This is a genomic window from Streptomyces sp. NPDC030296 (genome assembly GCF_055572815.1).
Window position 1 is genome coordinate 23,157 of the sequence record NZ_JBVICQ010000013.1, and the last position, 19,458, is coordinate 42,614.

Here is a 19,458-nt window from a genome sequence, read left to right on the forward strand (position 1 = left end):
GAAGCTCGATGCGAACTCTGCCGAACCAGCACTCCGCACCTCCCACGGTCGTCCTCGGCGTGGCGGCCAGCGACAGCCACGCGGTCGCCAACCACCTCATCGCCCACTCCCTGCGCGGCCTCGGCTACCACGTCATCAACCTCGGCACCTGCACGACCGTCGAGGAGTTCGCCGAGGCCTGCGAGCAGTACCCGCACGCTGAGGCCGTGGTCATCGGCAGTCTCAACGGCCATGTCCACGAGGACCTGCGCGGTCTGGACCAGGCCAAGCGGTCGGGCCGGATCACCTGCCCGGTCGTCGTCGGCGGCAACCTCTCCGTGGGCAGCCACAAGGACAGCTCGGCCCACGACCGCCTGTACGCCGCCGGAGTGGACCACATCCTGGCCGACGCCGCCGAACTGCCGTGCCTGCTCGACCGGTTGCGGCTCGACCGCCGCGGTGCCCGGCTCACCGACCTGGCGGCGTCATGAGCGGCACGTCCGTCCCGTCCATCGGCGCCCGCCCCGGCACCGTCCCCCTGGCCTGCGCCACCTCACTGCCCACGCCGTCCCAGTCCGCCGCGTACATCGCCTCGCTCGGCAAGCCCACCGCCGCCGAGATCCTCCAGGACTGCAAGGACCGGGGCCGGGTGGCCCTGCAGCCGCGCTGCGGCGTAGGCGGCCACGAGGAGATGAAGCGGCTTCTGACGACCTTGGAGGAGAAGGCCCGCCCCGACCTCCTGACCCTGACCATCGACTCCCACACCCGCCTCAAGCGGTTCGGCGAGGCCCGCCGCACCCTGCACCTGCGGCCGGCCGACCTCAACGGCTACCCGCTGGTCGCCCACGGCTGGCAGCGCGGCCGTGAACTGAACGAACTGGTCGACGCGCCGCTGGAGATCCGGCACGGATCCCCCGACGCCCGCCTCCTCTTCGACGTCTCCGTCGCCTCCGGCATCACCTCCTTCGAGGGCGGCGGCATCTCGTACAACCTGCCCTACTCCAAGGCCGTGCCGCTGGCCGAGTCCCTGACGGCATGGCAGGACGTGGACCGTGCCTGCGGCGAACTGGCCGAGCACGGGGTGATCGTCGACCGGGAGCTGTTCGGCACCCTGACCGCGGTGCTCGTGCCGCCGTCGATCAGCCTCGCCGTCAGCGTGCTGGAGGCGGTGCTCGCCGCCCGGGCCGGTGTCCGCTGCGTGTCCGTGGCCTATCCGCAGGGCGGGCACCTGGTCCAGGACGTCGCGGCCCTGCGCAGCATTCCGGTCCTCGCCGAGCGCTACCTCCCCGCCGGCGTCCAGGTCCACGCGGTGCTGCACGAGTTCATGGGCGTCTTCCCCCGCGAGCGCGGCAACGCCGAGGACCTCATCCTCTACGGGGCGCTGGCGGCCCGGCTCGGCGGGGCCTCCAAGCTGATCACCAAGACGTACCAGGAGGCGTACGGCATCCCCGACACCGCGGCCAACGTGGCCGGTCTGCGGCTGGCCGACCGGGCCAACTCGCCGCTGCTGGACTTCGTCACCGTCGACGACGGCCGGGTCGCCGAGGAGCAGAGGTGGATCCTCGACGAGGTCGCCGATCTCGTCGAGCCGCTGCTGCAGCGCCCCGACCTGATCGAGGCGGTCGTGGAGGCGTTCGCCGAGGGGCGGCTGGACATACCGTTCAGCGCCAGCCGTTTTGCCCGCTCCGACATCATCCCGCGGCGCGACGCCACCGGCGCCATCCGCTACCGGACCGTCGGCGCCCTGCCGTTCGCCCCGGCCCGGCTGCGCCGCAACGAGGAACTGCTGCACGCCGTGGACGGCCCCGGCGAACCGGGCATCGACACCCTGATGGCGGGCCTCACCGGCGACATCAACTACTTCCGCGGGCTCTTTCGCGAGTCCGAGCCGCACACCGGGGCCCACGCACCCGAGCGGTCCCGCACCGCGGCGGCCGCCGCCCCCACCGCACCCGGCGAATCGAGGAACTGATGCGTGCCCTGCAAGTGACCCGGCCCGGCCGACCCGACGTCCTCGCCGTCACCGACCTGCCCCGCCCCCAGGCCGCCCCCGGCCAGGTCGTGGTCCGCAACGAGGCCGTCGGCCTCAACTTCATCGACGTCTACTTCCGCGACGGCACCTATCCCACGGCCTACCCCTTCGTCCCCGGCCAGGAGGCCGCCGGAGTGGTCACCGCCGTGGGCGACGGCGTCACGGACTTCGCCCCGGGCGACCGGGTCGCGTACGCCACCCAGCTCGGCGCCTACGCCGAGTACACCGCCGTCCCCCAGGCCAAGCTGGTGCCGGTTCCCGACGGCGTCACGCTGCCCGACGCGGCAGCGGTCCTGCTCCAGGGGCTCGCCGCGCTGTACCTCAGCGGTATCACGCACCCCGTGGCGGCCGGCGAGACCGTGGTGGTACTGGCCGCCGCCGGTGGGCTGGGCCAGCTCCTGGTACGGCTGGCCGCACACCGCGGCGCGCAGGTCGTCGCCGTCGCTTCCACCAAGGAGAAGCGAGAGGCCGCCCTGGCCGCGGGCGCCCACCACGCCCTGCCCTACGGCGACTTCGCGGCCGGGGTGCGCGAACTCACCGGCGGCCAGGGCGCGCACGCGGTCTACGACTCGGTGGGCGCGGCCACGTTCGAGGAGAGCGTCAGGGCACTGCGCCGCCGGGGCACCCTCGCCGTGTGCGGGCTGTCCAGCGGCCCGGTCCCGCCGGTCGACGTCGAAGTGCTGCGCACGGCGGGCTCCCTGTACCTGACCCGGCCCACCCTCGCCGACCACGTCCCGGACGCGGCCTCGCTCAGGGCGGCGGCCGCCGAGCTCTTCACGCACCTCGCCGAGGGCGTGGTCCGTCCCTGCGTCGGCGAACGGCTGCCGCTGGCCGAGGCGGCGCGGGCCCACGCCCTGCTGGAGAGCCGGGCCACCGCCGGCAAGGTCCTCCTCACGCCGTGACGCCCCGGCCGGCCCTCGCCCTCAGCCCTACCCACAGCCGCTCCGCAAGCGGAGGAAGGACGACATCATGAGCGCCGACGTAGCCGCCGAGGTGACCGCGGCCCCGGCCGGCGGCACCGCACCCCGTGGCATCGGTGCCGTCCCGGCACCGGTGCTGATGCTGGTCGGGATGGTGAGCACCCAACTCGGGGCCGCCTTCGCCAAGCAGCTGTTCCACGCCGCGGGACCCGCCGCGATGACCGTGCTGCGGCTCGGCTTCGCCGCGGCGGTGCTGCTGCTGTTCTGGCGGCCGTCGCTGCGCCTGGGCCGGCGCACGGCGGGTGCGGTCGCCGTCCTCGGCGTCGCCATCGCCGGCATGAATCTGTGCTTCTACCTGGCCATGGCCCGGATGCCCGTCGGGGTCGCGCTGACGGTCGGGATGGCGGGGCCGCTCACCGTCGCGGCCTTGTCCTCACGTCGGGCCCGCGACCGGCTGTGGGCGGTGCTCGCCGGGTGCGGCATCGCCCTCCTCGGCTGGCAGGGCGGGGCCGCCGGGATCACCGGGCTCCTCATCGCCCTGGCCTGCGCGGTGTTCTGGGGCGCGTACGTGCCGCTGTCGGCCAGGGTGGGCGCGCTGCTGCCCGGCGGGGGCGGACTGGCGCTCGCGATGGCCTTCGGCACCCTGTGCGCGCTGCCGGCCGGACTGGCCGAGGGCGGCTCCGCGCTGGCCGACCCGGCGGTGCTCGCCTTCGGCTTCGGCGTGGCGATGCTGTCGTCCCTGGTGCCGTACACCTGCGAGATGGAGACGCTGCGCCGGGTTTCCGCGCTCGTCTTCGGGGTGCTGCTCAGCCTGGAACCGGCGATCGGCGCCCTGGTCGCCCTGCTCGTCCTGCACGAGACCATCTCGCCGCTGCAGACGCTGGGCCTCGCGGCCGTCGTCGTCGCGTCGATCGGCGTCATCCGCGGCACGCGCGGCGCCCCCGTCGAGCGGGACGCCACTTCACGAGACATACCGGACTCACGAGAGCAAGGACTGCGTCAATGATCGACACGGGCAGGAACGCGGCGCTGGCCGGCCGGCCGGAAGCCTTCGAGCAGCTGAGGACGCTGGTGGACTCCGCGCTCGGCGCGCTCCACGACGCCTCGCTGAAGCGGGGCGGGCCGGTCGCGGCCGGCGGCCCCGAGGCGGCGGCCGCAGCGATGGACCGGTTCCTCGAGGGGGGAGCGTTCCTCGCCGAGAGCCCGAGCCCCCGGCGGGTGATCGAGCTGTTCGAGGCGTACGCCGCCGGGGCGGCCGACCTCGCGCATCCGGCCGCCGTGTCCCGCATGCAATGCGCGCCCACGGCCGCCTCCGTCGCCGCCGAGCTGCTCGCCGCCGCCCTCAACCAGTCCCTGCACTCCTGGGAGAGCGGTCCGTTCGCCCTGCAGCTGGAGCGGCGGCTGATCGCGGAGATGGCGTCGTGGGCAGGCTTCGGCGCCGGGGCGTCGGGCACCCTCACCCCGGGCGGCAGCGTCTCCAACCTGATGGGTCTGCTGGTCGCCAGGGAGCACGCGCTGCGGGAGAGCGGCGAGGTGTCCCGCTCGGGCCTGACCGGTCTGCGGGTCGGGCCGAGGATCCTGTGCTCGGCGGCCGCTCATTTCTCCGTGGCCCGCGCGGCCGGCTTCCTCGGCCTTGGCCAGGACGCCGTGGTGTCCGTGCCGGTGGACGACCTCGGCCAGATGCGGGTGGACGCAGCGCGCCGCGTCCTCGACCGGTTGGGCCCCGACGAGCTCCCCCTGGCGCTGGTCGCGACGGCGGGCACCACGGACCGCGGTTCCTTCGACCCGCTGCCCGAGCTGGCGGACCTGGCCGCCGAGCGGGACGTGTGGTTGCACGTCGACGCGGCATACGGCATCGGGGCACTGTTCTCCCCCACGCTCGCCCCGCTCCTGGCCGGGCTGGACCGCGCCGACTCCGTCGCCTTCGACCTGCACAAGTTCGGCTGGACGCCGGCCTCGTCGAGCGTGCTCCTGGTCCGCGACGAGCAGCACCTGCGGTGCCTGGACCAGCAGGCCGTGTATCTCAACCCGGCGGACGACGAGGCGGCCGGGTTCACCGCGCTGCTGGGCACCTCGATGCAGACCACGCGCCGCTCGGACGCCTTCAAGATGGCCGCGTCCCTGCTGACGCTGGGCCGGGAGGGCATGGGCGCCTGGGTGGACCGGTGCCACGCCCTGGCCCGGTACGCTGCTGCCCGCATCACGGCAGGCACGGACCTGGACCTGCTGGCCGAGCCGCTGCTCAGCACGGTGATCTTCCGCTGCCGGCCGCCCGCGCGGGGCGTGGCCGACGAGAACGCCTGGACCGCCGCGGTCCGGCGCACGCTCATGGCGCGGGGACGCGCTCTCGTGGCCCGCACCAAGGCGGCCGGCCCGGACGGTGAACCCCAAGTCCACCTCAAGCTCGTCTTCCTCAACCCGGCGACGACCGAGGCGGAGATCGACGAACTGCTGGCGGACATCGCCGCGGTCGCCCGCGAACTGGCCGAGGCCGGCCCCGGCGGAGGCGGCGAGGCAAGCACGTACGGCCGCTGACCGGCAGGCGGCGCGACCGCGTCGCTGACGCACAGGCCATCCGAAGACGGCGAGCCGCCAGGCGGTGTCCGCAACGCATTCGGGCCGGCTGGACCGCCGAACCGGTCACCGGTCCGCACACCGCGGGAGGAGGGTTTGCCGGCCGTGAAGGACACCGTCCGCGACGCCAGGACAGCCCATCAAGGACCTCGGTTGCCTCACAACCGCTCACCCGCGTTCGGGCACCGTCCGGGCCTTGCCTGATTCTCCCGGGTGCCGCTGTCAGTTGAATCGATGGCCACCGGTAGACGCCGTCCTCGGGGGGGTCAGCTGTCCACCGAGGAACGATTTCCGTGACCCGGAAAAAGTCTGCGCCAACCAGGAAAGGGAGCCATCCGTGCGCGAGCGGAAGTCCGAGAGCGCGGCGAGCGATGCAGCCCAGCGGCCCGAACAGCGGGAGAACGCTCTGGACCGGAGCGTGACCGACGAGCTCGCCGACAACATGAGACGGGGGTGGGCCGACACCGAGCGGCTCGATCTCGAACCGATCCCGCAGGCCTCGCACACCGCCCGCCGCCGCAACGCACTGTCCGCCCGCTTCCCCGGGGAGCGCCTGGTCATACCCGCCGGCAACCTCAAAGTCCGCACCAACGACACTTTTTATCCCTTCCGCCCCTCCTCCGAATACGCCTATCTGACCGGTGATCAGACCGAGGACGCCGTGCTGGTCCTGGAGCCGAAGCAGGGCGGCGGCCATCAGGCCACCGCGTACTTGCTGCCCCACTCCGACCGCGAGAACGGCGAGTTCTGGCTGTCCGACCGGGGCGAACTGTGGGAGGGCCGGCGCAACAGCCTCACCGAGAGCGAAAGACTCCTCGGCCTGCCCTGCGAGGACGTCGGCCGGCTGGCTGATGAACTCCAGCAGTCCACCGGCCCGGTCCGTGTGCTGCGCGGCCACGACGCCGGCATCGAGGCCTTACTCGACGACAAGGTGACCGCCGAGCGCGACGAGGAGTTCCGCGTCTTCCTCTCCGAGATGCGCAGGATCAAAGACGACTTCGAGATCGCGGAACTGCGGTTCGCCTGCGAAGCCACCGCCCGCGGTTTCGAGGATGCCGTACGCGCCCTCGACAAGGCGCAGGCCACCTCCGAGAGATACATCGAGGGAACTTTCTTTCTGCGTGCCCGTGTCGAGGGCAACTCCGTCGGCTACGCCTCGATCTGCGCCGCCGGCCCGCACGCCACCACCATGCACTGGGTGCGCAACGACGGCCCGGTGCGCGAAGGCGATCTGCTGCTCCTCGATGCAGGGGTGGAGACGCGACACCTCTATACCGCAGACGTGACCCGGACTGTGCCGGTCAGCGGCCGCTTCACCCCGCTGCAGCGTACGATCTACGATGCCGTGTACGCGGCCCAGGAAGCCGGTATCGCGGCGGTCAAGCCCGGGGCCAACTACGGCGACTTCCACCAGGCCGCCCAGCGGGTGCTCGCCGAGCACCTCCTCTTGTGGGGGCTGCTCGGCGACCTGCCGGTGGACAGGGTCCTTGAACTCGGCCTGCACCGCCGCTGGACGGTGCACGGAACCGGCCACATGCTCGGCATCGACGTCCACGACTGCGCCGCCGCGCGCACTGAGATGTATCGCCACGGCACACTGGAGCCCGGCATGGTGCTCACGGTCGAGCCGGGGCTGTACTTCCAGCCTGACGATGTGACGGTTCCGGAGGAATACCGAGGCATCGGCGTGCGGATCGAGGACGACCTCCTCGTCACGGAGGCCGGCCACGAGAACCTGTCGGCCAGCCTGCCCCGAGCGGCGGAGGACGTCGAGAACTGGATGGCGGGTCTGCGCTCCTGACGCCCTGTGACCGGGATGGCCGATTCAGCGGCGCCGGCCGTCCGCGGTTCTTCTGTCCGCTCACCCTGTGGCCGGCCCGCTTCGCCGTGCCGGTACTGATGGGCCCGGACCTGTTGCAGGTCTCGCACTGACCTCGAATCCCGCAGGCCGGGCGGGGCACCGTTGTGATGGACGGCGCGCAGGACGTGCAGCCCGTTCTCACCCGCCCGCAGCACCCGGGCGATCAGTGGGCTCTGGCCGCTGATCGGGCGAGGACGTCGCGGTCCGGGCGGACAGGGCTGCTGCGCCGCCGAGTGAGGTGTGCGACGTCTCAACTCACCGGCACGAACGGCTTGTGCCCGACTCACGGCCGGCCTCGGCACCTGTGTCGGAACCGCACATGCCCACGCGGGAGCCGTCATCGCCCGGCTCGCCGGCCGCTCATCCCGGGCTCCTGCCGGGACGGCATCCTCGCGGAGCGCGACCGGGCTGGCGACAGCCGGGGCCGGCGCAGGCACCCGCCGCCCCTCCCCCGCCCCCGCCGCCTCGCCCGTCACCGCGTCAGCGTCCTGTTCGCGGTACTCCGCGAGGGCGCCCGTCTGCGCATCCCGCGCCCGAAGCGCCACGAAAAGGGTGGGCCGGAGGCATATCGGTACCTCCAGAGGACCGTGCCCGCGCGCGGGCGCGCGCCCAGTCCCCTTACTGGAGCATCCGCAGAGGGAAAAGAACAGGCCTTCCGGGGCGCTGTTATTCGTGTTTTCTATGCACGCGAAATTGATGTGATCTGGGTCACATCGCTTTTCATTTGTGCGCTGCTACGGTCTTCTCAGCTCGAAAGGGCGACCCGAAGAGAAGCAAGAAAAAAACAAAGGAGAATTACCATGGGCTCTCTCAAGATGGACGAGATCGTCGCCACCGTCATCGGCCAGATCTCCGTCGAGGACGTCACCGACGCGGCGGCCGTCTCCGCGAACCTCGAGGAGGACCGCATGACCTTCGGTCCGGTCACGATGATCGCGCTGGACGCCAAGGCCTGATCGCTCCTTCCGGTGCGGCCCGGACCGGGTCTTTTACGACCCGGCCGGGCCGCACGGGACGGATGTTCCCGGCTTTTTTCGGGGCCCGGGGCGCATCACCCTTCCTTTTGCGCCCGCTCCGCGCTTCCCCCGTCCCCTTTTCCCTCCTTTTCCGCTCATGACCACGAGGACAATCTCAATGATTTCCCTGAAAGGTCCGCAGAGTGTTGTTGAGACTGCCTATGTGGTCTCCTCCGCCCACGCCGCCCGCACCGGGCAGAAGGTGCCGGCCGCCGGGAGCGAGTTCGAGGCCCTGCGCGCCGGCTATCAGCTGATGATCGGCGACATGCAGCCGGTGCTGCGCGAGGTCCTTCCGGCCGGCGCCTACCCCGCGGCCGTGACCGCGGGCGCGGCGCACCAGGGGCTGCGCGACGCCTTCCTGCACGGCATCGCCAACGAGGAGTCGGTCGACTACGACATCTTCCGCGCCCAGCAGGTCTTCGCCGATGACGAGCTGGCCGCCAAGCGCCGGCGGATCACCGAGGCCCTCGACGCGCTCGGCGAGACCTGGCCGGAGTTCCGGGCCCTGTACGAGCTGCTCGTGCCGGTGCTGTTGTACGCGCCGGACGGCGGACTGGCCGGCGGCACCTCCAGTACGGTCCTGGGCGTTCTGTGGCTGGCCCCCAAGGAACACTGGAACACCGTCGACGCGCAGGAGTTCCTGCTGCACGAATTCGTGCACCACACGCTGTTCCTGGAGGAGCGCCGTTTCGGTTTCTACCGGAACATGACCATGCTCATGGAGGACCAGTACCTGACCCGGTCGGCCATCCGCAAGGACCGCCGCCCCCTCGACAAGGTCTTGCACAGCATCGTGGTCGGCGCGGAAGTCCTGCTGGCCCGCCAGGAGGGCCGTATCCCGGGATCCGAGCACACCCCGCTCAGTCTGCACCCGGGCAGTCAGGAACTGCGCGACGGCGTCGCGGCCAGTCTCGACGAGGTGTTCGAACTTCCTCTGGAGAAGCTGCTGCAGCCGCGGCCGATCGAAATCCTCGAACTGACCCGGAAGAGGCTGGCGGAGATCCCGTCGTCGTGAGGAACGCCCGCAACGAGACGTGCTCCGGAAAGGAAGCCTGATGTACTACCTCGAGGGAAGCCAGGAAATCCTGCGCAACTGCGCCGTGCTCAGCCACCCGTACCTCGACGGGGGCCCCGTGACCCAGCAGGCGCTGCGCGGCGCCTATCTGCGGCTGCTCAAGGATCTGGCTCCCGCCGGCGCCTACGCCCGCTACCTGGAGGAGCGGCTGCACCGGGACGCCGCGGACGGGCCGCCCGTCACCCTGTACACGGACCGGCAGCAGGAGACCGACGCGCTCGCGGAGGTCTTCGGGCTTGGTGTCGATCCGCGGCCGGCCGACGCCACCGCTTCCCGCCGGCTGGAGCAGTGCCGTGAGGGCGCCGCGTTTCTCGCCGAGCGGGACGGCGAACTCGCCGCGCTCGTCTCGCTGCTGACCCACACCGTTTTCACCCTGCCCGCGTCATGGACGGGCTCGATGTCCGAGCGCAACGCGATCGGCGCCACCCTGGTCATCCCGGACGAGCACTGGCACGTCAACGACGTCGCCGAGGCGTTCCTGCACGAGTTCACGCACACCGCGCTCTTCCTCGACGAGCGTGCCAAGGGCCACTTCCAGGCCGGCGCGGACCAGGTCCTGCTGCGTTCGGCCATCCGCAAGGACGAGCGCACGCTGCCCGCCGTGGTGCACAGCCTGCTGGTCGCCACGGAGGTGCTGACCTGGCGTCACCGCCACGGCGTCGACGAGGACACCGGCTTCCGGCTGCACGGCTCCACCCGCTCCATGCTGGAGCGGGCCACCGAGTCCTACGACGCGCTCACCTCGCTGCCCGCCTGGCGCGAGGACATCGTCAAGGACCGCATGTTCCAGCTCGTCGAGTCCGCCGGAAAGCATCTCTCGGCCCTCTGACGACGCCCTCCACACCCCGGGGATCGAACGACGTGGTTGCAACCCTGCGCAGCGACAGATCCAACAGCCTGGCCATCCTGGTGTTCACCGCGGTGACGAACCTGGCCGACGGCGTGCTCAAGGTGGTCATCCCCTTGATGGGCGCGAGCGCGACCGCCTCGCCCCTGGCCCTCAGCATGCTGTCGGTGATGCTCATGCTGCCGACCCTGCTGCTGTCCTTCCACGTGGGCGTGCTCGTCGACCGGTACGACCGCAGACGCCTGCTGCTGCTGTCCAACGCCGTCCGCATCGGCTGCCTGGGCGTGCTGCTGGCCTGCGTACTCGAGGCGAGCGCGCCCCTGACCCTGCTGTATGCGCTGGGTTTCGTGCTGGGGGTGGCCGACGTCGTCGCGGCCACCGCCGTCAGCGCACTGATCCCCTCGCTCGTGCCCAAGTCCGGGTGGGAGCGCACCAACGCCTGGGTCACCGGGATCGAGACGGTGGCGCAGGAGTTCTGCGGGCCGGTCCTGGGCGGCCTGCTCGTCGCGGCCGGCACCAGCGTCGCGGTCGGCAGTACCGGGGCCGCCTATGTGTTCGCCGCGGCGACCGTGCTGTTCCTGGGGGGATCGGCGACGGTCAAACGCACGGCCGCGCACCACGAGTCCGTGGGCCGGCAGATCACCGAGGGGCTGCGGTTCCTGTGGCGCCAGCCCACCCTGCGGCTGACCTCGGCCGTCCTGACGGTGCTGTGCGCCTGCTGGGGTGCGTGGCTGGCACTGATGCCGCTGATCGCCGTGCATGACATGCGGCTCAGCTCCAAGGAGTACGGGGTGCTGCTCAGCCTGCTGGGGGTGGGCGGGCTGGCCGGAGCAATGTGCGTGGGCTGGCTGAACCGCCTGGGCGGCCGACGCTGGGTGATGTTCTCCGACTTCGTGGGGACGTTCGCGATGGTGGCGGTGCCGCTGTTCACCGCTCACGTCTGGATCATCGGCGCCGCCGCGTTCGCCGGCGGTTTCGGCGGCGTGCTGTGGTCCGTCAACGCCCGCACCATCAGCCAGTCCCTCGTCCCCGACGGCATGCGCGGCCGGTTCAGCGCCACGGCCCGGGTCTTCTCGCTGGGCGCCATGCCGGTCGGCGCCGCGGTGGCGGGCGCGCTGGGCGAACTGATCGGGCCCCGGGCGGCCCTGGCCCTGTTCGCACCACCCGTCGCCCTGCTCGTCGTGCCGTTCCTCCGGACGCTGACACCGAAAATCCTCCACGAGATCTTCGCTGACCTCCGCCCGGCACCGGAACAGGAGCCGGAGCACCCCGCGCAGAAACACGCCCAGGAGAAGACCGCATGAACCGGTACACCGCGCCGCCGGCCGGCGAACAGGACGAGCACGCCGCACCGTTGACCAACGAGCAGCGCCTGATGATGCGGCGCATGCGCGACTGCCCGTACCCCACGTCTTACACCACCGTGGTGCGTCTGGAGCTGACCGGGCGGCTGCGCCCCGACGTCCTGGCTGCCGCGCTGGACGCGCTGGCCGTGCGCCACCACGCGCTGCGCAGCCGCTTCGTGAGCGGACCTGACGGGCAGGGACGGCAGATCGTGGACGCCCCACGGCCGGTGCGTCTGGAACGCGCCGACGTCAGTGGTGCGCCGCCCGCCCGGCGCGGCGAGGCCGCACGCCTGCTGGTGGACCGCCTGCGCGGTGAGCCCTTCGACCTCGCCGCAGGCCACCTGTTGCGCGCGGCCCTGCTGCGCACCGAGGAGGACACCTGGCAGCTCTACCTCGCCTACCACCACATCGCCGTCGACGGCTGGGCACTGCGGGTGATGCTGGAAGACCTCGCGGCCCTGTACAGGGCCGGTCTCGACAAAGGCGGGCAGGCCGGGGCGACTGCGGTGCCGGCGGCGGTGCAGAGCGCCGACTGCGCGCGCAGCCAGCGCACGGCCGAGGCCCAGGCGCGCGCGGCCGTGAACATCAGCTACTGGCGCTCGGTCCTGGCCGGGCAGACCCAGGTCATCAACTGGCCGGCCGTCTCGCCGCGCCCGCACGACTTCATCGGCGAGGGCGCGGTCGAACCGGTCCGGATCGACGGCGACGTGCATCGGGCGCTGCGCCGCACGGCCGCCCAGTGCGGGGCGTCGTCCTTCGTCACCGTGGCCGCGGCCCTCGCCGTGTTCCTGTCGCGGCTGTCCGGGCAGCGCGACCTGATTGTGTCGGTGCCGTTCTTCAACCGCTCGGAGGGCGACACGCAAGCCGTGACATGCCTGTCCGGACCGGTGCTGCTGCTGTGCGAGGTCCGCGAGGAGGAGACGTTCGCGACGCTCGTGGAGCGCACCGCCGACCGGTTCTTCGACGGCGTCGAGCACGCGGCGCTGCCGGTGACGGAACTGCTGGACACGCTGGTGCGCGAGGACGGCTGGACGACGACGCGTACGCCGTGCGCGGCGATCGCCATGCAGAGCTTCGGCTTCGACGAAGTGGCGCAGTTGCCCGGGGTCGGCGCCCGCCTGCACTTCGAGTCCGTTCATGTGGCGTTGACGGACCTGGTGCTGAACCTGACCGAGGGCGACGACGGCATCGACGGGTTCGCCCTGTACCGGCGTGCCCTGTTCGATTCCGCCACCGTGCGCCGCTGGATGCGTGAGTTCATCGAGCTCACAGCGGCGCTGGCCCGCCGCCCCGACCTGCCGCTGGGGCGGGCTGTTGCCGTCCCGGCCCGGACCTGACGACTTGGAGAACACCGTGGACGCTGTGGACCAGCAGGCTTTCCCGACCAGGGCCTTGGCCCGCCCGGCGGCGCCTTGGCCGGGCGTGCGGGCGGGCGAAGGCGTGAGCGGGCCGGGCCCGCAGCGCCTGCCCCTGTCGCCGTCCCAGCGCAGCCTGCTCGTCGTCGACCGGCTCGTCGGCGTGGGACACCTGTACAACAGCGTCTACGAGGTGGAACTGGCGCCCGGGCCGGGCGAGCGGGAGATACGGGCCGCGCTCGCCGAGGTCCTCGCGGTGCAGCCCGCGCTACGCCTGGTCTTCCCCGAGGTGCCCGAGCCGCACGCCCGGCTGGCGCCCGAGCCCGGGGCCGGCGCGCTGGCACTGGAGTGCGGCGAGGACACCTCCACGCAGGCGGTGGCCGAGGCGGCGGCGCGGCTGGGCGCGCGCACCTGGGACCTGGCGCGCGGTCCGCTGTACCGGTTCGTACTGCTGGCCGGGCCCTCGCGCTGTGTGCTGCTGTTCGTGGTGCACCACCTGGTCTTCGACGCGGTGTCGGTGCGCTGCTTCCTGCGGGATTTGCGCACGGCGCTGGAGGGCGGGCGGTCTGCTGGCGAGACGGCCCGGCTGGCCGGGCGCCGGACCGGTGCGCTGGTGCGTGAGGCCGAGACACAGAGCCGAGTGGGTGACACGCCCGCGACTGCGGACGCCGCCCGGGCGTGGGCGGCGTCGCTGGCGCACGCGCAGGGCGCGCAAGGAGTGCTGAACCCCCTCCCCCACCGGCCCGCCGAGACGGCCTTCGCCGGCCGGCGCCACACCTGGCTGCTCGACGCCGCTCAGAGCGCAGCGCTGGCGCGCACCGCCCGGGCGCTGGGGCTGACCGAGTACGAGTTCCTGCTGGCCGTCTACGGGGCGGTCGTCGCCCGGCACACGGCCGCCTCGCAGGTGGTCATCGGCAGCCCGTTCATGGCGCGCAGGACAGCCGGTTCGTTCGAGTTGTGCGGGTTCTTCGTCAACACCCTGCCACTGGCCTTCGGCGTCGACTGGGCGGTGCCCTTCGACCGGTATGCGCAGGACACTGTCCGCGCGGTGGTCGGCGCGGCCCGCTCTGCGGCGGGGGTGAGTTTCGATCAGATCGTCCGGCACGCCCAACCGGACCGCAGCAGCAACCGCAATCCGGTCTTCTCCTGCATGCTCGCCATGCAGGAGGACCCCTCCCCCGCCCTGGGCGGGCCGGTCACGGCGATACGCGAACACGGCAACGGTACCGCTAAGTTCGACCTGTGGCTGGGCGTGACCCCGGTCGGTGAGTGCCGACGTCTGGAGCTAGAGTACGACACTCAGCTGATCGGGGAGGGTGTGGCGCAGGCGCTGGCCGGCTCGCTGCGCGGTGCGCTCACCCGCGCGGTGCGCGAGCCCGCCACCGTGCTGGCCGCGCTGTTCGACGACGTGCCCCCGCCCGCCACGCCCCCGCCGATCGCGCCGACGGCGCGGTCCTTGGACGAGTGGGTCCGGCGCACCGCGTCGGCCCGGCCCGACGTGGTGGCGCTGGAGGATGCCGGGGAGCGCGTGACCTACCGGGAGTTGCAGGAGCGGGTCGCCCGCTCAGCGGTGGGCCTGCGGCGCGCGGGAGTCGGGCCCGGTGAGGTGGTGGCGGTCGCGTCCGGGAGTGTCGCGGGCACGGTCACGGCGATCCTGGCGGTCCTGCGGGTGGGGGCGGCATACCTGCCGTTCGACCGTTCGCTGCCCGCGCAGCGTATCGAGTACATGCTGCGGACGGCCGGGTGCCGGCTCGTCGTGGCCGACGCCCAGAACCCCGGTACGGGGTCAGGTGCGGGTGAGCTGTACGGGGTGAGGGCGCTGACGCCGGCGGACCTGGCTGCGGCGGGCGGGCAGGACGCTGAGGCCGCCCCTGCCGCCCCCGCCGCCGGTGAGCGGTCGGTGTACGTGATGTTCTCCTCCGGTTCGTCGGGCCGCCCCAAGGCCATCGAGATGAGCGAAGGGCCGCTGCTGAACCTGACCGCCTGGCAGCTGCGGGCGCTGCGCATGGACGACTCGACCCGCTTCCTGCAGTACGCCCCCCTCGGATTCGACGTGTCGTTCCAGGAGATCTTCCCGACCCTGGCCGCGGGCGGCACCGTGGTCGGCCGCGGCCGGTGCGACCGCCGGGACCTGCCCGCACTGGTGCGCCGGGTGGAGCAGGCACACGTCACGCACGTCTACCTGCCGGTGGCAGCCCTGCGGCCGTTCGTGCAGGCGGCGCTCGACACGGGCGTGTCCCTGGCCCGGCTGCGGTCGGTGTGTGTCTCCGGTGAGCAGCTCTTCGTCGACGACGTGGTGCGCGGCTTCTTCCGGGGCCGCCCCCACCTGGAGCTGATCAACCTGTACGGGCCCACCGAGACGCACGCGGTGACCACGCACCGGATGGCGGCGGACACCGACTGGCCCGCGCACGCGCCGATCGGCCGTCCGCTGGAAGGGGTGCGCGCCTACGTCACCGATGTCACCGGGCACCTGGCGCCCCCAGGAGTGCGCGGGGAGCTGCGGCTGGGCGGCGTGTGCCCGGCCAAGGGCTACCTGGGGCAGCCGGACCTGACCGCCCGCAGCTTCCGCCCGGACCCGCACGCCGCGGGCGGCCGCCTCTACCTGACCGGTGACCAGGTCGTGCGCGACGAGGACGGGGTGCTGTACTTCCTGGGCCGCACCGACGAGCAGGTGAAGATCCGCGGGCACCGGGTGGAACTGGGTGAGATCGAGACGTGCGCCCTCGCGGCCGGCGGTGTCGACACGGCGGTCGCCGCCGTCCGGGACACCCCGGCAGGAAGGGAGCTAGCGCTGTTCCTGCTCCCCGCGCCCGGCGCGCGTTCGCAGGCCTCCCTCGACGCCGTCCGCGAGGCCCTGGCCGCCCGCCTGCCCGAGTACATGGTGCCGCGCTGGATTGTGTGGACCGACGCCGTCGCGGTGACCGCCAACGGCAAGGTCGACCGGGCGGCGCTGCTCGCCGGGCACGCGGCGCACTTCACCGCCGCGCCCGCCACGGCCTGCACTGGGGCCGGAGCGGGCCACGCGGACGCGGTGGAGAGCGCGCTGGCCGCGATGTGGGCGGAGCTGCTGGGGCTGGACGAGGTGGGGACGCAGGACTCGCTGCTGGAGCTCGGCGCGCATTCGCTGATGGTGTTCACCGCGCTCTCGCGGGTGCGTCAGGAGCACGGCGCGGAGATCTCGCTGCGGTCCTTCTTCCGCGCCCCGACCATCGCCTCCATGGCCCGGCAGATCCGGTGCGCCCCACCCGGTGCGGGTGCGGGGCGCTAGGGGCCTGCGGCGAATTGCGGATCTCGGTGGGGGGCTCGCGCCTCGTGGGGCAGGGAGATCTGGCGCACGGCCGACGGGCCGCGGATGGATCCCTTGTTGCCGACAGGCGTCAAGCCAGGGCGTCCGCCGGGGGGGCACTCGGCGGCAGCTGACGGACGACATACGGCGGCGCACCGGACCGGTGCCGCGTGAGGCGAGGTGCCGGTGCGATCGCCCGCCCCCGGGCCGGGCGGGCGGGCCGGGCGGCATCAAGGCCACCATCGCCGTTCCCGGCGACCGCGTCCGCGACCAAGCCCGGCTCGTGCGGGGCCGACCGCCGACGGTCAACAAGACCGACTACCGCGAACGCCACGCGGTCGAATGCGGTATCAAGCGCCTCAAGCACCACTGGGCCGTCGCCGCGAGACGACAGGCTCGCCGTCCGTCACGAGGCGGCCGTGCTGGCCGCAGTCCTCAACGAGTGGCTGTGGCCGGCGCTGTCCCGACAGGCCCTGGCCCGGCCGGGCTGCCGGCGCCGGCTGTCTTGGCCTCGAGGGTTGCCTGAGGTTTCAGGGCAGGAGGCTCTTCCGTGACTCTGCGTGGGCTTCCCTCTTGGCGGCCAACTGCCGCTCCATGGCAGGCGGACGTCGATTGCTCAAGGCGGCGGCATGGCCCGGTGCGGCGCAGTTCACCGTGAACGCCCCTGGTGGGCGCGGCGCTGCGGACAGCGCGGCGGTGGCACGCGTGGTGTTGGCCGGGCCCCGGCATCAAGGGGGCGGGCTCACCGGTATCCGGCCGCGTGCTCGGGTGCGGCGGTTTTCGACGACCTGCTGCCCGTGCGCGGCCCCGTCTGCGGGGTCACCGGCCCTTCCGGCCGGGCCTTCCACCGGAGGTCCCGGAGAATGCCGGCCTTGCGCCGAGGTGTCCGTCACCGGGCCCGAGGGCATGGTGTTCCCGAGCAGGCGGGGTCTGCCGGTGTCCGGAGCTCGGCCTTCGGCCGCTGCGGCATGACCAGCACCTTCACCAGGAGCGTCCCGATGCTGCCCCTGGCCAGGGGCCCGGCGCCGCCTGCCCCGTCAACGGGGGCCGGGCGAGCGGCCCCGAAGCGCCGATCGGCCTTGCGGTCACGCGGTCAGGGGGTGCTGGGCGCCGGCGTACAGAACGGTGGACGGGTCGTCGCCGGTGTGCAGCCAGGTCACGGTTCCGGCGACGAGGGTGTGGTCGAGCATCGACGTCGAGGCGCTCACTTCGCAGACCGCGGCCAGGCAGACCCCGGTCAGGACCGGCATGCCGTGGCGGGGCCGCCAGTTCACCCCGGTGAAGCGCTGGGCGGGGGTGCCGGTGGCGAACTGCCCGGCCAGGTGGCGGGCGTGCCAGGGCAGGACGTTGACGGCGAAGCTGCCGGTGTCCAGGATCCGGTGCAGGGTGCGGCTGGTGGTGTTCAGGGAGACCAGCAGCGCCGGAGGCCGGAGGGACAGGGACATGACCGCGTTCACGGTGCAGCCGACGGGGCCGTCGGTGCCGCTGGTGGTGAGGACCGCGACGCCGGTGGGCAGGCGGGTCACGGCGTGGCGGAAGAGGTCGCTGGTGACGGCGGACGGCGGGTTCGGCAGGGTCCGGGCGGGCATCGCTCGTCTCCCTGATCAGGTGTACTGGGCCGTGAGGCGGTCGGTCACGGCGGTGCGGTCGACTTTCCCGTTGGCGTTGCGGGGCAAGTCGTCGTAGACGCTCAGGCCGCGCGGCACCATGTAGGCAGGCAGCCGGCGGCGCAGGTCGGCCAGCAGCGTGACGACGTCGAGGTGTTCTCCCGTGCACACCGCTTCGAGGTCGTGGGTGCCGTCCGGGCCGGGCAGGGCCAGTGCCAGGGCGTCGCGCACGCCGGGCCGGGCGCGCAGGGCGGCCTCGATCTCCCCGAGTTCCACCCGGTAGCCGCGCACCTTGACCTGGTGGTCGAGGCGGCCGAGGTGGACGAGGTGGCCGTCCTGGCGGGTGACACGGTCGCCGGTGCGGTACCACAGGTCGTCGGTGACGGGGCCGGGAGCGTCGAAGGGGCGGGCGCGGGTGCCGTCGTGGGTGAGGAAGCGGTCGGCGTTGTCGGCGGCATCGAGGTAGCCGTCGAAGCGCTGGGGGCCGCGTACGCACAGTTCGCCGTCGTCGGCAGGGTGGCCCTGCGGGTCGAGGACCAGGTGCTCCATGCCTGGGTGGGGGGTGCCGATGGGGACGGTGCCGTTGGCGGTGTCCGGCCAGGCCGCAGGGTCGGCGGGCAGGCAGTACCGGGTGCAGCTGATGGTCGCCTCGGTGGGGCCGTAGAGGTTCTCGATGGTGCTGTGGGGGGCGGCGGCCTGCCAGGCGCGGGCCTGCTGCAGGGTGAGGGGTTCGCCGCAGAACAGGCTGAAGCGCAAGGTGGGCATGGCGCCCGGGGTGAGGCTGCGCAGCCGGCGGGCGACGGAGACGACGGAGGGCACGGAGAACCAGTGGGTCACTTTCCTGCCCGCGACGAAGCGGGCGGGGGCCATCAGGTCGTCGCGGCCGGGCACGACCAGGGTGGCACCGCTGCTCCAGGTGGCGAACAGGTCGAAGACCGACAGGTCGAAGGTGAGGTCGAAGGTCTGCGAGACGCGGCTGCCCGGGCTCATCGCGTAGCGGGGCACGACGTGTTCGAGGTAGGCGCTGAGGTTGCGGTGGCTGATGGGCACGCCCTTGGGGGTGCCGGTCGAGCCGGAGGTGAACAGGATGTAGGCGGTGGTGTCGGGGCCGGCGGCCGAGGTGGGCAGCGGTCGGGCGGGGCAGGCGGCGTGCCGGTCCAGGGGCAGGACGGGGGCGGGCAGGCGGACCGCGGTGTCGGTGTCGGTGTCGGTGTCGGTGTCGGTGTCGGTGTCGGTGTCGGTGAGGATGATGTCGAGGTGGGCGGCGGTGGCGGTGGCGGCGGTGCGGGCCGCGGGGAAGGACGGGTGGAGGGGGACGACGGTGCTGCCCAGGCGCTGCGCGGCCAGGTAGCCGGCGTAGCCCAGGACGGTGCGCCCGGCGAGCAGGCCGATGCGGCCCGGCACCGTTCCGTGGGCGGCGAGCACCTGGCCGGCCAGCCGGTCGGCGAGGTCGCGCAGCTGGCGGTAGGTGAGGCGGTCCTCCCGTGTCTCCAGGGCTGTCTCGTCGCCGTGGCGGTGGGCGGCGGCGGCGAACCACTCGTACAGGGTGCTGGGCAT

14 protein-coding genes are annotated in these 19,458 nt (G+C 72.6%); 12 read left to right on the plus strand and 2 right to left on the minus strand.

Annotated features, from left to right (window positions below):
* Positions 1–8: 8 nt before the first annotated feature.
* The 12 genes from ACZ4Z3_RS31875 (at position 9) to ACZ4Z3_RS31930 (ending at position 16,276) form a co-directional block, all read left to right on the plus strand.
* Positions 9–470, plus strand: coding sequence for a cobalamin-dependent protein (locus tag ACZ4Z3_RS31875; protein WP_468504276.1), 462 nt, complete (start codon positions 9–11; stop codon positions 468–470).
* Positions 467–1,951, plus strand: a complete 1,485-nt coding sequence (locus ACZ4Z3_RS31880; protein WP_468504277.1) for a methylaspartate mutase — start codon at positions 467–469, stop codon at positions 1,949–1,951. The genes ACZ4Z3_RS31875 and ACZ4Z3_RS31880 overlap by 4 nt, the downstream gene beginning before the upstream one ends.
* Positions 1,951–2,913 carry a quinone oxidoreductase family protein gene (locus ACZ4Z3_RS31885; RefSeq protein ID WP_468504278.1) on the plus strand — a complete coding sequence of 321 codons (963 nt, stop codon included), beginning with the start codon at positions 1,951–1,953 and terminating at the stop codon, positions 2,911–2,913. Before ACZ4Z3_RS31880 ends, ACZ4Z3_RS31885 begins: the two co-directional genes overlap by 1 nt.
* 67 nt (positions 2,914–2,980) lie before the next feature.
* A complete protein-coding gene (locus ACZ4Z3_RS31890; protein ID WP_468504279.1) occupies positions 2,981–3,937 on the plus strand; it encodes an EamA family transporter in 957 nt (318 codons plus the stop codon).
* Positions 3,934–5,466, plus strand: coding sequence for a pyridoxal phosphate-dependent decarboxylase family protein (locus ACZ4Z3_RS31895; RefSeq protein ID WP_468504280.1), 1,533 nt, complete (start codon positions 3,934–3,936; stop codon positions 5,464–5,466). The genes ACZ4Z3_RS31890 and ACZ4Z3_RS31895 overlap by 4 nt, the downstream gene beginning before the upstream one ends.
* Before the next feature lie 376 nt (positions 5,467–5,842).
* Positions 5,843–7,306, plus strand: a complete 1,464-nt coding sequence (locus ACZ4Z3_RS31900; RefSeq protein WP_468504281.1) for an aminopeptidase P family protein — start codon at positions 5,843–5,845, stop codon at positions 7,304–7,306.
* Between the two features lie 860 nt (positions 7,307–8,166).
* Positions 8,167–8,322, plus strand: coding sequence for a hypothetical protein (locus ACZ4Z3_RS31905; RefSeq protein WP_355397247.1), 156 nt, complete (start codon positions 8,167–8,169; stop codon positions 8,320–8,322).
* Positions 8,323–8,545: 223 nt separating this feature from the next.
* The gene (locus tag ACZ4Z3_RS31910) at positions 8,546–9,397 is read left to right on the plus strand and encodes an aKG-HExxH-type peptide beta-hydroxylase (RefSeq protein ID WP_468504282.1); all 852 of its coding nucleotides are present in this window, start codon (positions 8,546–8,548) and stop codon (positions 9,395–9,397) included.
* Between the two features lie 40 nt (positions 9,398–9,437).
* Positions 9,438–10,286, plus strand: coding sequence for an aKG-HExxH-type peptide beta-hydroxylase (locus tag ACZ4Z3_RS31915; protein ID WP_468504283.1), 849 nt, complete (start codon positions 9,438–9,440; stop codon positions 10,284–10,286).
* Between the two features lie 32 nt (positions 10,287–10,318).
* Positions 10,319–11,608 (plus strand): MFS transporter, encoded by a 1,290-nt coding sequence (locus ACZ4Z3_RS31920; RefSeq protein ID WP_468504284.1) that lies wholly within the window; start codon positions 10,319–10,321, stop codon positions 11,606–11,608.
* Positions 11,605–12,987 carry a condensation domain-containing protein gene (locus ACZ4Z3_RS31925; protein WP_468504285.1) on the plus strand — a complete coding sequence of 461 codons (1,383 nt, stop codon included), beginning with the start codon at positions 11,605–11,607 and terminating at the stop codon, positions 12,985–12,987. Before ACZ4Z3_RS31920 ends, ACZ4Z3_RS31925 begins: the two co-directional genes overlap by 4 nt.
* A gap of 25 nt (positions 12,988–13,012) precedes the next feature.
* Positions 13,013–16,276 carry a non-ribosomal peptide synthetase gene (locus ACZ4Z3_RS31930; RefSeq protein ID WP_468504286.1) on the plus strand — a complete coding sequence of 1,088 codons (3,264 nt, stop codon included), beginning with the start codon at positions 13,013–13,015 and terminating at the stop codon, positions 16,274–16,276.
* A gap of 1,103 nt (positions 16,277–17,379) precedes the next feature.
* Here the strand turns inward: ACZ4Z3_RS31930 and ACZ4Z3_RS31935 are convergent.
* Together ACZ4Z3_RS31935 and ACZ4Z3_RS31940 are read right to left on the minus strand one after the other, a co-directional pair.
* Positions 17,380–17,883, minus strand: a complete 504-nt coding sequence (locus tag ACZ4Z3_RS31935; protein ID WP_468504287.1) for a flavin reductase family protein — start codon at positions 17,881–17,883, stop codon at positions 17,380–17,382.
* A 15-nt stretch (positions 17,884–17,898) separates the two neighbouring features.
* Complete coding sequence (locus ACZ4Z3_RS31940) at positions 17,899–19,458, minus strand: amino acid adenylation domain-containing protein (protein ID WP_468504288.1); 1,560 nt, start codon at positions 19,456–19,458, stop codon at positions 17,899–17,901.

Coding starts and splice junctions, on each gene's coding strand:
- ACZ4Z3_RS31875 (WP_468504276.1), top strand. CDS start 9: ATGCGAACTCTGCCGAACCAGCACTCCGCACCTCCCACGGTCGTCCTC.
- ACZ4Z3_RS31880 (WP_468504277.1), top strand. CDS start 467: ATGAGCGGCACGTCCGTCCCGTCCATCGGCGCCCGCCCCGGCACCGTC.
- ACZ4Z3_RS31885 (WP_468504278.1), top strand. CDS start 1,951: ATGCGTGCCCTGCAAGTGACCCGGCCCGGCCGACCCGACGTCCTCGCC.
- ACZ4Z3_RS31890 (WP_468504279.1), top strand. CDS start 2,981: ATGAGCGCCGACGTAGCCGCCGAGGTGACCGCGGCCCCGGCCGGCGGC.
- ACZ4Z3_RS31895 (WP_468504280.1), top strand. CDS start 3,934: ATGATCGACACGGGCAGGAACGCGGCGCTGGCCGGCCGGCCGGAAGCC.
- ACZ4Z3_RS31905 (WP_355397247.1), top strand. CDS start 8,167: ATGGGCTCTCTCAAGATGGACGAGATCGTCGCCACCGTCATCGGCCAG.
- ACZ4Z3_RS31915 (WP_468504283.1), top strand. CDS start 9,438: ATGTACTACCTCGAGGGAAGCCAGGAAATCCTGCGCAACTGCGCCGTG.
- ACZ4Z3_RS31925 (WP_468504285.1), top strand. CDS start 11,605: ATGAACCGGTACACCGCGCCGCCGGCCGGCGAACAGGACGAGCACGCC.
- ACZ4Z3_RS31935 (WP_468504287.1), bottom strand. CDS start 17,883: ATGCCCGCCCGGACCCTGCCGAACCCGCCGTCCGCCGTCACCAGCGAC.
- ACZ4Z3_RS31940 (WP_468504288.1), bottom strand. CDS start 19,458: ATGCCCAGCACCCTGTACGAGTGGTTCGCCGCCGCCGCCCACCGCCAC.